The sequence below is a fragment of the Pseudomonas putida genome (assembly GCF_016406145.1).
GTDB lineage: Bacteria > Pseudomonadota > Gammaproteobacteria > Pseudomonadales > Pseudomonadaceae > Aquipseudomonas > Aquipseudomonas putida_E.
Genome location: NZ_CP066306.1, coordinates 3,267,663 through 3,280,605, shown reverse-complemented (window position 1 = coordinate 3,280,605; position 12,943 = coordinate 3,267,663). Strand labels below are relative to the sequence as shown.

The following is a 12,943-nucleotide window of genomic DNA, read 5'->3' as shown; positions in this document are numbered from 1 at the left end:
CCTGGCCTTAGCGCACAATGACGTTGACGGTGCGTGTGGTGCCTTGGCTGCTGGTTACGGTTGCCGTAGGAGCGGCAGTCGGGATCATCGTGGTGCTGTTGCCCACTGCCAGGCGCCAGCGACCGGTTATCGGTACCGCGACGGTGCCGAGGACCTGCTCACCCGTGGTGGTGGTCACGCGCACGGTCACCGTGTTGCCGGTGGTGACCGACGAGGTGCCGCTGATGTCCCAGTTGAAACGGTTATTGGAGCGCGCCGTGACCGTTGCCGCGGTGACCGCGAAGGTTTCTGCGGCCGGGCGTGGCGACACGTTGACGGTGACGGTGCCGGGGTTGGACAGCGCACCGAGCGAGTCACGCACCTGGAAGGTGAAGGTGGTGGTGAACGCCGTGGTGACCGTCGCCGGTGGCGTGTAGGTCACCGTGCTGCCGTCGGTGCTGACTGCACCGCGGCCGGCAGCGGGTTGCGTGACGTTGTCGACTACCAATGGTGCGTTGCCTTCCGGGTCGGCGGCGCCTGCCAGTACGTTGATGCTCAGGGGCACGCCCAGTGTCGCGACGGTCTGGGCAGCCACGGTTGGCGGCTGGTTTGGCGCAACGTTCACTGTCACGGTGGCCGGTGTGGACTTCAGGCCCTTGGCGTCCACCGCCTGATAGCTGAAGGTGGCGACCAGGGGTTGTGTGGCGTCGGCGGGCGGGGTGTAGGTGACCGACGTGGTGCCGTTGAGCACAACACCGCCAAGGCCGGTACCCGGTTGGGTCAGGTCGCTGATGGTCAGCGGTACGTCACCGTCCGGATCGCTGTCGTTCTGCAACAGGTTGAGGGTCAGCGGCACACCGACGCTGGTACTGCCGGAATCGGCCTGGGCCAGCGGCGCCTGGTTTTCGGCTTCGATTGGCGCGTTGCCGACCACGATCACCGGTTCCACATCGCTGCCGCCATGGGCGGATTTGATGGTGACAGTCGCGGGCGGCTGGCTGAGGTCGTTGACGGTCAGGCTCTGCAGGGGGCCGGATTTGGACAGGCGGCCGTAGCCTTGGGCAACCAGGTCGGGGACTACCACCTCGTCGCTGGAGCGTGCTTCGATCACCAGGCGCTTGTTGGCCCAGTCGTAGCGGGCAGTGTCCACTTTCACCACGTCTGTCAGCTTGCTCGAAAGTGAGGTAGGGCGTGTGCCGCCGGTAGCCGTGCTTCCGGTTACCACCACTACCGGGGGCGGCGCGGTCTGGCTCAACTGCTGGGTGAAGAACAGCCCGTTGTTATCCGCAAGCAGGCTGAACTGGCAGGGCGAGGGTGGAGTTCCGACCAAGGCCAGGCCATTGCGCATGCATACATCAGCATCGTTCGGCGCTTTGGCGAAGACTTCGACGCGGGTGCCGGCGCCGTTGCGCGAGTAGGTGGCGCGCTCCAGGGTTACCGGCGTTTGCGCACGCTGGTCAAGCACCTTGCCCGACACCGTGAACACATTGGTCTGGATGGCCCCGGCTGGCCCTTCGATGCGTACGAAGTTGGTATTGAACGGGCTACCGGTCACCGCTTCGGTGAGGTTCGGGTCGCCGATGAAGGTTTCGCTGGCACCGGTATCCGGGTTGACTTCGGTATAGGGGCCACCGACCCCGCGCAGCCACGGCCCGAGGTTGCCGTTGAGCGCTCCGCTGAAGTCGCCCGGGGCGCCGATGCCGATGTCGCGGGTGATGTTGATCGCCCGCCGACCGGCCGCGGTCACGTTGACCGTCTCTACACCGTAAGGGTGGGTGATGACATAGGTGCCGGTCGTCGGTACCGAGGCGCGGATGCGGATGCGGGCAAAGCTTTGCTGGTCACCGTCTACCGGGTTTTCCGCGGCGAAAGCGGCTTCTATGCCTGCTACGTAGACTTCCAGTTCATAACCACTGTTGCCCACCTGCGGGATTGAGGTTTCAGCCAGGAACCAGAACATTTCTGGGGGCCAGTTGTCGGGGAATACCAGTGGCAGCGCGTCGTCGTAGACACCCGGTTCAGGCAGCAGGGTGCACATGTAAGCCGGTGCGCCCGGTGCACCAGGGAAACGGGTGCTGGTAGCGCGCGACTGGCACAGCTCCAGGGAAAGGTTGTCGGTGTCCTTGTACCACATCGGGTAACCACCGGTGGCAAAGGTGTAGGGGCCCGGATCGACCTCCGACAGTGCGGCCCAGGCCGCGCTCGTCACAGTGAGGGAGAAACCGGCGGCCAACAGCGCACGGCGTTGCCAAGTGTTCATGCTGCCTCCTTGAAGGCGGAGCCTTTGTCTGTTCATGGCACCAGCACCACGTCTTCGCTGTCGCTACCGCCATTGGCACTGGTGACCTGCACCTTGGCCGGCGGGATGGGCGACAGGGAGGTGCTCAACGTCTTCACCGCACCGCTGCCAGCCAAGTCGCCGATCAGCGCACCGTTGCCGGTGTGGGCGGTGAGGACCGGTGGGCTGGTCTCGTCACTGGTGCTCGCCACCAGGGTCAACTGGCCGCTGGCCAGGCTGAATTCGGCACGGGTGATGGTCACCAGGTCGGTCAACGGCAGGTTGACGGTGGCCAGGCTGCTGGTGGGGATCGCCACACTGTTGTCAGCGGTCAATGTCAGCGAGGCCGGCAACAGCGGGTTGAGGACTGACTGGGCATACCACGCGCCGGTACTGTTGGCTTCGGTCAGGCTCAGATTTGGCGTCTGGCTGGTCAGGGTGACGGTGGCCGGAGGCGGCGGAGCCATCACGAAGACGTCCTGCTGGGCACGCAGGTCGCCGTCCTCGGTGTGCCGCGAATAGGTACTGCGCAGTGGCATCACCGGAGTTGGCCGGGCAACGTCGGAGAGCTTGCCGGAGATCGAGAACAGCTCGGTACGCAGGTCGATGCCACCGGGGCCCTCGATACGCACGTAGTTGGTGTTGTACGGGCTGCCGGTGACGGGCTCTTCCAGGTTCGGGTCGCCGATGAAGCGCTCGCTGCCCTCGGTGTAGGGGCCGTTGACGCTGCGCAGGAACGGCCCCACGTCACCTTTGAGCGCGCCGCTGAAATCACCGGCGCCGGCGATGCCGATGTCGCGGGTCATGTTGATCGCCCGATCGCCTGCGGCGGGCACGTCGAACACGTCGACACCGTAGGGGTGCGTGACGATGTAGGTGCCGGCGGTCGGCACATCGACGCGGATACGGACCCGGGCGAAGCTGACCTGATCACCTTCGACGGGCTCCTCGGCGGCGAACGCCGCTTCGATTGCCGTGCCGTAACTCAGGTCGATGCCGCGGGCGGCATCGACGATGGCGGCGTCGGCGGTGAACCAGAAGGCTTCGTCGGGGAAGTTGCTGGGGAAGACGATGGGTTGGGTGTCGTCGAATACGCCGGGCGTGGGCAGCAGCGTACACATGTACGCCGGTGCCCCCGGGGCGCCGGCAACACGTGAGCTGACGGTCTTGGTCAGGCACAGGTCAAGGGTTCGCCCGTGCGTATCCTGGTACCAGGCGGCGAAGTTGCCATTGGCGGGGTCATAGGGACCGGTGTCGACGGCATACAGCGCTGCCTGTGCCGGGAGCTGGAGCATGCTGGCGAAAATCGCCACGGCCAGCGGTGTGGGTATCGGTCGGTGCATGAGTCATTCCTCCTGCAAACGGGCCCATGGACTTGGGGCGTCTGGGAGGACATCGGCAACAGCCGTGCCAAATGTTTTGAAACAGGCTCAAGGCCCCGGTTCTGCTGAGTTCAAGCTTGGTTTGGGCTGTTTAGTGAGTTATTTCAGGTGGGTTGTGTTCCCCAGGGTTGGGGGATTGGGGATGAGCATTTGCAGGGTGGCGCCAGCAAAGCGAAAGACGCCCGGATGGAGGGGTGACGCCAGGCTAATTCTCACGCACACTGCGGAAAAATCCCAAGCCCGTTGCCCCACCGTAAGAGGGCACTGCCGGAGCAGAAGATGGCGCGACAACACTTACAAAACGCCCGGGATCCCCTGCACCAATTGCACGAGTCACGGCAGGCCCGTCTCAGGCTGGCCAGCGAAGGCGAGCTACCGCCGGGCATGTTGCGCGACGAAATCGACGCTTCCTGGCGGCGCAGCCTTGGCCATGGCCTGGATTGCCTGCAGGGCGAACAGGTCGGCCTGGGCCTGGAACAAGGCCATGACTTGCGCACGCTGCTTGAGCAAAACAGGCTGCTGGTCGACGCGGTGACCCCCGAGCTGGACTACCTGGTGTCACGCCAGGGCAAGGCCGGCATCATCATACTCGGCGACGCCCAGGCCAATGTGCTGGCCATCGAAGGGCAAAAACATGTGCTCGAGCGCGAAGGCCTGCGCGACCTGCACCCGGGCAGCTGCTGGAGCGAATCGCTGCGCGGCACCAACGCCATCGGCACCGCCGTGGTCGAAGGCCGACCAACGCTGATCAACTGTGGCGAACATTACCTGGACCGGCTAAGCCCGTTCTCCTGCACGTCGGTGCCGCTGCGTGACCCGCATGGTCAGGTGATCGGGGTGCTCGACATCACCCGTGAAGGGGCCATGGCGCAGCCTCAGGACAGCCTGTCGATGCTGATGATGGCCGCCGGCAACATCGAAAGCCGGATGTTCGGCCTGTGCCACCCGGAGCAGATGGTGCTGGCCTTTCACAGCCGCCCGCAATACCTCAACAGTGCCTGGCACGGCCTGCTGGCGCTGAGCCTGGACGGCGAAGTGCTGGCCGCCAATGACAACGCTTGCCAACTGCTGCAGGTGCCACGCCAGGGCCTGATCGGCCGGCGCAGCAGCGACCTGCTGGGCGAACGCTCACCGGCCTTCATCGCGCGCCTCTGGCAGGGCGCGGTGAGCAGCGTGCAGACGGCCAAGGGCGAGTTCTTCTTCCGCGCCTTGCAGCTCCCGCGCCACAGCCACTTGAATGGCGCCAGCGCTCCCGGTAAGCCGGCCCAGGCCAACAAATCACCCGCGTTGGAAGCCTTGGCCGGCGGCGATGCGCGTCTGGCGCGTAACCTGCGCATGGCTCGCCAAGGCCTGGGCAATGGCCTGCCAGTGCTGTTGCTGGGCGAGACAGGCACCGGCAAGGAAGTAGTGGCACGTGCTCTGCACCAGGCCAGCCCTCGGGCCGACAAGGCCTTTGTCGCGGTCAACTGCGCGGCGATTCCCGAAGGGCTGATCGAGTCGGAGCTGTTCGGCTACCGCGATGGCGCCTTTACCGGCTCGCGCCGTGGCGGCATGGTCGGGCGGCTGATGCAGGCCCATGGCGGTACGCTATTCCTCGACGAAATCGGTGACATGCCCCTGGCCCTCCAGGCTCGACTGCTGCGTGTGCTGCAGGAGCGCCGGGTGGCGCCGTTGGGGGCGGGCGACGAGCAGGAGATCGACGTGGCGTTGATCTGCGCGACCCACCGCGACCTCAAGCGCCTGGTGCAGGACCAGCACTGCCGTGAAGACCTCTACTACCGGGTCAACGGTGTGTCGCTGCGCCTGCCGGCACTGCGCGAACGCGACGACCTGGCATTGATCATCGAAGGTCTGCTGGAGAAGGCCGGCGCCAAAGCGGTGAGCCTGGATCCTGCGTTGGCGGCGCTGCTTGCAGCCTTCGACTGGCCGGGCAACATCCGCCAGCTGGAAATGGTGGTGCGTACTGCCCTGGCCATGCGCGAAGACGGCGAGCAGGTGCTGACCCTCGATCACCTCACCGACTGCCTGCTTGACGAGCTGGCCAGCGGCAGCGCGCCCTCAGGGAACTTGAAGGACACCGAGCTAGAACTGATCCGCAACGCCTTGGCGCGCCATCACGGCAATGTTTCGGCCGCTGCCGAGGCCCTGGGCATCAGCCGGGCGACCTTGTACCGCAAACTCAAACAGTTGCGGGGCTGACATGGGCAGCTTGTTCTCGAGGCTGGTGGAGTCCAGCGATCCGGTGCTCATGCGCCAGGCTCTGGCCTGGCTGTATGGTTTCGTGCGCCCGCACTGGCGTGCCATCGGTGTGTTGCTGGGATTGTCCCTGGGCGCGTCGCTGCTCGCTCTGGCGCAACCCTGGCTGGTAAAGACGCTGATCGACGAAGGCCTGTTGGCCAAGGATTATCAGACCCTCTGGCACATGGCGGCGATCATGATCGCCGCCGGCCTGCTGGGCACCGTGCTGGCCGGCGTCAACCGCTACCTGCATACGCGGCTGTCCGGGCGTATCCTGTTTGCTCTGCGCGACGATCTTTACCGTCACCTGCAGCGGCTGTCGCCGACGTTCTACGGGCGCCGGCGCACGGGCGACATCCTTTCCCGGCTCGATGGCGACGTCGCCGAGATCCAGCGCTTCGCCGTGGACTCGCTGTTCTCGGCGGTGTCCGCGGTGATCGGCCTGGTCGGCGCGGTGGCCCTGATGCTGATGCTGTCGTGGCAACTGTCGCTGCTGCTGGCGCTGCTGATTCCGGTCGAAGTGCTGTGGCTGCGCTGGATGCGGCGCAAGGTCGAGCGCGAGGTGCGCAGCCTGCGCGAGCGTTCGGCGGATGTCTCGTCGTTCCTGGTCGAGACCCTGCCGGCGATGAAATTCATCCAGGCCGCCGGGCAGCAAGGCCGGGAGGCCGGACGCCTGGATCAGCTTGGTCAAGGCTACATGCGCCAGTTGCTCAAAGTGCAGGTCACCGAGTTCTTTACCCAGGCGATCCCTGGCACGCTGACCTCGTGGTGCCGCGCCTGTGCCTTTCTGGTCGGCGGCTGGTGGGTGATCCAGGGCACCTGGCAACTGGGCGCGCTGATTGCCTTTTCCACTTACATGGGCATGGCCGTCGGCCCGGTGCAGAGCCTGTTGGGGCTGTATGTGGCGGTGCAGCGCATGGCGGTGAGCCTGGGGCGAGTGATGGAGCTCAAGCAGGAAGCCGTTGCAGTGCATGAGGCGCTTGTACCAAGGCCTATGCCGGAGGGGCCGGGCGAGCTGCGCCTCGAAGCGGTGTGCTTTGCCCATGACGGCCGTCAGGGCGCGGTGCTCAACACTGTCGATGCCTGCCTGCCAGGGGGCCTCAAGGTCGCGATCAGCGGCGCCTCTGGGGTTGGCAAGTCGACCCTGATCGACCTGCTGCAGCGCTTCTACGACCCTGATGCCGGGCGCATCCTGCTGGACGGCGCGGACTTGCGTGAACTCGACCTGGCGGCTGTGCGCCAGCGCATCGCGGTGGTCAGCCAGGACATCGTGCTGTTCCGTGGCACCCTGGCGCAGAACCTCGCCTACGGCGCGCCCCAGGCCAGCCGCGAGGCGCTGGAACAGGTGGTGCGCCTGGCGCACCTGGAAAGCTTGGTGGCCAGCCTTCCGATGGGCCTGGATGGCCTGCTCGGCGAGCGCGGCCAGCAATTGTCCGGTGGCCAGAAGCAACGGATCGCCATTGCTCGCGCGGTGCTCCAGGCACCATCGATCCTGGTACTGGACGAAGCCACCTCGGCGGTGGACGAAGCCACCGAGCGCGAAGTGATCGCCGCGATCGACGAATTGTTCGCCGGCCGTACGCGCATTCTCATCAGCCACCGCGCTTCGACCCTGGCCGATGCCGACTTGCACCTGCACCTGCAGGGTGGGCAGTTGCATGTTTTGCCCCAGGAGGCCATCAAGCATGGCCAATAAGGTGATGGTCGGGCTGATCGACAGTGGCTGCACGGCGGCACAAGCCCGGGCGCTGCACGGCGCACGTCGATTCTGGCTGGAGGAAGGCATGCTGCGCGAAGGCGCGCTGCAGCCGGACCGCCTGGGGCATGGCAGTGCCGTGCTGGCTAGCCTGCAAGCCGAAGCTGGCAGGGTGCCGCTGCTGCTGGCCCAGGTGTTCAGCGAGCAAGGCAGTACCAGCGCCTTGCAGGTGGCCGCAGCGTTGTTGTGGCTGGCCGAGCAGGGCGCCACCTTGATCAACCTAAGCCTTGGGCTGCAGCAGGATCGGGCGGTGCTGCGCCAGGCCTGTGCCGAGGTGCAGGCCGCCGGGTTGTTGCTGTGTGCATCGAGCCCCGCACAGGGTGCGGCGGTCTATCCGGCCAGCTACCCAATGGTGGTTCGCATCACCGGTGATGCCCGCTGCGCACCGGGCCAGTGGTCATGGCTAGGCAGTGCCCAGGCCGACTTTGGCGGCCATGTCGGCGAACCTGGCATGGCCGGCGCCAGCCTGGGCTGCGCGGCCGTTACCGGGCGCATCGCCGCCCTCATGCAGCAACAACCCGACCTGGACCGCCAGCAACTGCTGGCCTGGTTGCAGGCCCACGCGAGTTTCACAGGCCCCGAGCGGCGAGGGGCAGGGGATGCCTGAACCGCGCATTCTAGTGTTGGGCGCAGGCCCGGCAGGTACCGCCACTGCCCTTGGCCTGCGGCGCCTGGGCTATCCGGTGACCGTGGTGAGCGACTGGCGGCGCTTCGCGGCGCTCGAAGGGGTATCCCAGCGGGTCCTTGAAGGTCTGCGTAACGCCGGCCTGGGGGGAGCTTTGGCAGAGGCGGCGATGCCGGCGACCCGCGAGGTGCGCTGGAACGGTCAGCACCTGCAACTGAACCAGGAGTTCCTGCTCGACCGGCAGTGCTTCGACCGTGCCCTGCGCCGGGATCTGGAGCGGGCCGGGGTGACGGTAATCGAGGGGCGTATACGCGACGTCATGCACAAGGGCGTACATTGCGTCGGCCTGGACGATGGGCAGGTGCTGCAGGCCGAGTTCCTGGTCGAAGCTCGTGGCCGTCAGGCACCGCTGGCCGCAGACCGTTTGCGCGGACCGGAGACGGTCAGCCTGTTGAACCTCTGGCAGGGTGAACCCGGGGCGCCGGCGTCGGCCGTGGAGAGCCTGGATGAGGGCTGGGCGTGGATGGCCAGGCGCGCCGATGGCCGCTGCTACTGGCAGATCACCCTGGATGCTGTCGGGTTGCCGGGCAAGGCAGCTTTACCTGAGTACTGCGCCGAGCGCCGCCGTGGCTCCGCGTTGGCGGCCGAGCTTTTTGGCGTACAGGCGTTCGAGCCTGCACAAGTGCACGCACGCAGCAGCACGGCGATTCTCGCGGGCGACTGCGTGGGGGACGGCTGGATACGGGTGGGCGATGCTGCCATGGCGGTTGATCCACTATCGGGGAATGGGATTTTCCAGTCGCTGTCTTCGGCATTGCAGGCACCTGTGGTGATCAATACCCTATTGCGCCGGCCCGAGCGGGCGGCGCTGGCGCGGCAGTTTCATCAGCAGCGTGTTGAGCAGCTGTTCATGCGCTTTGCCCGGATTGGCCGGGACTTCTATGGTCAGGAGCAGCGCCGCGTCGGGCAGCCGTTCTGGGCGCGCCGGCAAGTTTGGCCGGATGCGCAGCCGTTGCACCTGGCGGCGGATTGGCAGGCGGTGCGGGTGGCGCGGCGGCCGGTGTTGCGTGAGGGCCTGGTGGATGAGGCCGAGGTGGTGGTGACGGCAGATCAGCCGCTGGGGGTTTGGCATTTGCAAGGCGTGGAGCTGGCACCGGTGGTGCGGGCGTTGCAGGCTGGCCAATCAGTGGATGAGGCCTTGCGCAGTCATCCCCAGGTACAGCAGGCGATGTTACGCCGCTGGCTGGCAGAACAGGGTTACTGTTGAGAGCTTGGGGCCGCTTTGCGGCTCATCGGGATTGGCGCTACCACATCGGCAGCAGCGCCTTGTACCGCGAAAGGGCTGCGCAGCAGCCCCAGCAGGCAGGATCAGAAGAAGGTCCCGACCAACAACTGCATATAGGTACCGGTATCCCGGCTGCCCATCTGCGTCCCGCCATTCGCCGCACTACGCTCCGGCTTGTAGAACCCCACCAGCGGGCTGATCAGCAGGTGCTCGTTGATCATCCACTCCACGTACACATCCAGCTCCCTTGCGCCCAGGTTGCCGTGGTCGGTGTCGAGCGTATCGAAGTCGAAGTACAGCGCCCCGACCGTCAGATCGTCCCGTGGCTTGGCCTTGAGCGCCACGTGATGCACCTGGCTGTTGCTGTTGAATGGCCCGGCATAGTTGGCCGCCACTTCACCCTGGAACCAGGTGCCGTAGCCGCGGCTCAGGCCGTAGAACAACGGGTCGAAACTTTCCGAGAAACGGCTGTAACGGTAGGTGGCGGTAGGTGTCCAGGGCAGTTCCGAGAAGGTCCAGTTACTCTCCACGTACCAGGCGTTCTCACGTCCGCCGCTGCGGTCTTGGGTGACGTATTCGCCAGCTAGCTCCAAGTCCTCGACACCCAGGTTGCCACGCCCGCGCAGGCTGACCGTGTCCATGCCGTCGCGATGTTCCAGGCCCAATATCCGCGCGTAGCGCTGGTCGACGTCAAGGCCATGGATCCAGCTCAGGCCGACGGTGCCGGCGTCGGCGACATGCTCGATATTGGCCACCGCCAGCGACGTGTCAGCCTGGAAGTGGTTGTCGGACTTGAGCCACATCAGGTCGCCCCGCCAGCCTTGCTTGCCACCCAGGCGCAGTACGCCGGTGCGGTCGAAGGCCTTGCGCGCCGCCAGGTAATAGGCGCCGCCACGGTCGAAGTTGGCGCCCAGGTCGACGTTGCCAAGGTTGACCGGATCGCCCTGGATCAGGAAGCCGTCACCTAGGGTCACCACCTGACGGCCGCCGGAGAGGTCCACACCATTTTCGCCCAGCGCCGGGAACAGATTGGCCGAACGCCAGCCCAGGTACAGGTCTTCGATGGCCGTGCGGCGCTCGTCGCCGAGGGTCAGGCCGGCGGCATCGCCATCGCCCCAGGTGGCCGAACTGACCAGGCTGAAGGCCCCGTACAGGTCGCCGCTGTCGGCCAGCGTCTGGCTGCCGCTCAGGCCGTACTTGACGTAGCCCTCGCGCCAGTCGCTGCTGCCGGGCTGGCGGTTACCGGCCTGGTTGTAGCTCTCATCGCTGTGGAAGACGCCGAACAGGGCTTCGAGGTCGGCGTTGAGGGTGGTGCCGTTGTGGTTGTAGAGCTCGCGGGCCTGGGTGAAGGGGGTAGTGAGCAGCAATGCCAAAGTGCAGGCGAGTTTGTGTTTCATGGTGTGCTCCATGTTTTTCTTGTTGTGGTCTGGTGTTGCTTGTACCGACCCGTTCGCGGGTGAACCCCAAACAGGGAGTGCGCAGGTCCCAAGGCCGGTACAGGTGCAAAGTCAGAGCCTGATCAGCACCGACTTCAGCTCGGTGTAATGCTCGATAGCGGCCGCGCCCATCTCACGGCCAACGCCCGACATCTTGTAGCCCCCGAACGGCAGGGCCGGATCCAGCGCACTGTGGCAGTTGACCCATACCGAGCCCGACTTGATGCGCGGGATCATCCGGTGCACCGCAGCCAAGTCGTTGGACCAGATGCTGGCACCCAGGCCGTAGGGGTTGTCGTTGGCCATGCCGATCACTTGGTCGAGGTCATCGAACGGCATCGCTACCAGCACCGGGCCGAAGATTTCTTCCTGCACCAGGCGATGGCGCTGGTCGACGTCGACGATCACCGTCGGCTTGACGAAATAGCCCGGGCCAAAGCCTTCACCACCGCAAGCAATGGTTGCGCCCAGCTCGCGGCCCAGCTCGATGTAGCCGGTGACACGGTCCTGCTGCTTGGCCGAGATCAGCGGGCCCATCTGCACGGCCGGGTCCAGGCCGCTGCCCAGCTTCATGCCATTGGCGATGCCGGCGATGTCGGCTACCACGTTGTCGAAGTGCTTACGGTGCACGTACAGGCGCGAACCCGCGCAGCACACCTGGCCCTGGTTGAAGAAGATCGCCGTGGCGGCGCCGGCGGCGGCTTGTTGCAGGTCGGCGTCGGGCATCACGATGGTCGGTGACTTGCCGCCCAGTTCGAGGGTGACCCGGGTCATGTTCTCCATCGCCGCCTTGCCGATCAGCTTGCCCACTTCGGTGGAGCCGGTGAAGGTCAGCTTGTCCACGCCGGGGTGGCGGCTCAGCGCCGCGCCGGCATTGAGGCCGGTGCCGGTGATGACGTTGAGCACACCGGCCGGGTAGCCGGCTTCGTCCACCAGTTCGGCGAGCTTGAGCGCGGTCAGCGGGGTTTCGTCGGCAGGCTTGAGCACCACGGTGCAGCCGGTGGCCAGGGCCGGGCCGAGCTTCCAGCAGGCCAGTAGCAGCGGGAAGTTCCAGGCGACGATGGCGCCCACCACGCCCACCGCTTCGCGGCGCACGAAACCATGGAACTGGTCATTGGGCATCAACGGCATTGAGGCCTCGACGGTGCTACCCTCGATCTTGGTGGCCCAACCCGCCATGTAGCGCAGGAAGTCGATGGCCAATTGCACGTCCATGACCTTGGCCACGACGGCGCTCTTGCCGTTGTTCAAGCACTCCAGTTCGGCCAGCTGCTGCGCATCTCGCTCCATCAGGTCGGCCAGGCGCCACAGCAGGTTCTGCCGCTCGCGCGGGCGCATGCGGCTCCAGGGCGAGTCGTCGAAGGCCTGGCGGGCGGCGCGTACGGCGCGGTCGACGTCCTCCTGCTCGGCGGCGGGCACTTCGCCGAGAACTTCACCGGTGGCCGGGTTGCGGAACGATAGGGTGCGACCGCAGGCGGCGTCCTGCCAGTCGGCGCCGATGCGCATCTTCAGCTTGCGCTCGAGGAAGGCGCGGGTGACGGGCAGGATGGGCAGTTCGGAAAGCATGGGGCGGTGCCTCTTGTCATTGGATGTGCCGGGCATTGGCGCAATGGGCGTGCCAAGTAGCCTCAACAGGCGCAAACGCTTGAGCCGCCTTGGGTTTGCCAAGGCGCAGGTTGGCGATTGCGTGGCTGCGCTGTTGCACTTTGAGACGGTGTGAGACGGTGGTGAAACAGTGTCTGGGTGGCTCCATCGCTGGCAAGCCGGCTCCGGCAGGTCTAGAGAACTCCGGGGGAGTTGCGGGCGCTGGCGTGCCAGCGATGGCCTGCACAACTGGCCCTGTCTCATGTTGATACAGCCTGTCGCGAAATGGCACGGTCCAACTCGCCCCCAGTACCGCGCTGGCGATCCAGGAAACCGACTAAAAGACTGAAATACAAAGATTTATCAGCATGTGGCACAGT

8 protein-coding genes are annotated in these 12,943 nt (G+C 65.8%); 4 read left to right on the top strand and 4 right to left on the bottom strand.

Annotated features, from left to right (window positions below):
* Positions 1-7 precede the first annotated feature (7 nt).
* Both JET17_RS14980 and JET17_RS14975 read right to left on the bottom strand, forming a co-directional pair.
* Complete coding sequence (locus JET17_RS14980; RefSeq protein WP_012314802.1) at positions 8-2,239, bottom strand: Ig-like domain-containing protein; 2,232 nt, start codon at positions 2,237-2,239, stop codon at positions 8-10.
* A gap of 32 nt (positions 2,240-2,271) precedes the next feature.
* Positions 2,272-3,600 carry a hypothetical protein gene (locus tag JET17_RS14975; protein ID WP_012314801.1) on the bottom strand — a complete coding sequence of 443 codons (1,329 nt, stop codon included), beginning with the start codon at positions 3,598-3,600 and terminating at the stop codon, positions 2,272-2,274.
* A gap of 318 nt (positions 3,601-3,918) precedes the next feature.
* Here JET17_RS14975 and JET17_RS14970 point away from each other — a divergent pair, with 318 nt between their 5' ends.
* The 4 genes from JET17_RS14970 to JET17_RS14955 are packed head-to-tail and all read left to right on the top strand — an operon-like array spanning position 3,919 to position 9,525.
* Positions 3,919-5,838, top strand: a complete 1,920-nt coding sequence (locus JET17_RS14970; RefSeq protein ID WP_012314800.1) for a sigma-54-dependent Fis family transcriptional regulator — start codon at positions 3,919-3,921, stop codon at positions 5,836-5,838.
* 1 nt (position 5,839) lies between these two features.
* Positions 5,840-7,573: an ABC transporter ATP-binding protein gene (locus tag JET17_RS14965; protein ID WP_012314799.1), complete on the top strand. Its 1,734-nt coding sequence runs from the start codon at positions 5,840-5,842 to the stop codon at positions 7,571-7,573.
* Complete coding sequence (locus JET17_RS14960; protein WP_012314798.1) at positions 7,563-8,240, top strand: S8 family serine peptidase; 678 nt, start codon at positions 7,563-7,565, stop codon at positions 8,238-8,240. The genes JET17_RS14965 and JET17_RS14960 overlap by 11 nt, the downstream gene beginning before the upstream one ends.
* Positions 8,233-9,525: an NAD(P)/FAD-dependent oxidoreductase gene (locus JET17_RS14955; RefSeq protein WP_012314797.1), complete on the top strand. Its 1,293-nt coding sequence runs from the start codon at positions 8,233-8,235 to the stop codon at positions 9,523-9,525. The genes JET17_RS14960 and JET17_RS14955 overlap by 8 nt, the downstream gene beginning before the upstream one ends.
* Before the next feature lie 101 nt (positions 9,526-9,626).
* Here JET17_RS14955 and JET17_RS14950 read toward each other — a convergent pair whose 3' ends face one another.
* The gene (locus JET17_RS14950) at positions 9,627-10,940 is read right to left on the bottom strand and encodes a hypothetical protein (RefSeq protein WP_012314796.1); all 1,314 of its coding nucleotides are present in this window, start codon (positions 10,938-10,940) and stop codon (positions 9,627-9,629) included.
* Between the two features lie 111 nt (positions 10,941-11,051).
* Positions 11,052-12,545 carry an aldehyde dehydrogenase family protein gene (locus tag JET17_RS14945; protein WP_012314795.1) on the bottom strand — a complete coding sequence of 498 codons (1,494 nt, stop codon included), beginning with the start codon at positions 12,543-12,545 and terminating at the stop codon, positions 11,052-11,054.
* Between the last annotated feature and the right edge of the window lie 398 nt (positions 12,546-12,943).

Bases quoted from the DNA above. Each gene is read 5' to 3' on its own strand.
- JET17_RS14980 (WP_012314802.1), bottom strand. From the start codon at position 2,239: ATGAACACTTGGCAACGCCGTGCGCTGTTGGCCGCCGGTTTCTCCCTC.
- JET17_RS14975 (WP_012314801.1), bottom strand. From the start codon at position 3,600: ATGCACCGACCGATACCCACACCGCTGGCCGTGGCGATTTTCGCCAGC.
- JET17_RS14970 (WP_012314800.1), top strand. From the start codon at position 3,919: ATGGCGCGACAACACTTACAAAACGCCCGGGATCCCCTGCACCAATTG.
- JET17_RS14965 (WP_012314799.1), top strand. From the start codon at position 5,840: ATGGGCAGCTTGTTCTCGAGGCTGGTGGAGTCCAGCGATCCGGTGCTC.
- JET17_RS14960 (WP_012314798.1), top strand. From the start codon at position 7,563: ATGGCCAATAAGGTGATGGTCGGGCTGATCGACAGTGGCTGCACGGCG.
- JET17_RS14955 (WP_012314797.1), top strand. From the start codon at position 8,233: ATGCCTGAACCGCGCATTCTAGTGTTGGGCGCAGGCCCGGCAGGTACC.
- JET17_RS14950 (WP_012314796.1), bottom strand. From the start codon at position 10,940: ATGAAACACAAACTCGCCTGCACTTTGGCATTGCTGCTCACTACCCCC.
- JET17_RS14945 (WP_012314795.1), bottom strand. From the start codon at position 12,545: ATGCTTTCCGAACTGCCCATCCTGCCCGTCACCCGCGCCTTCCTCGAG.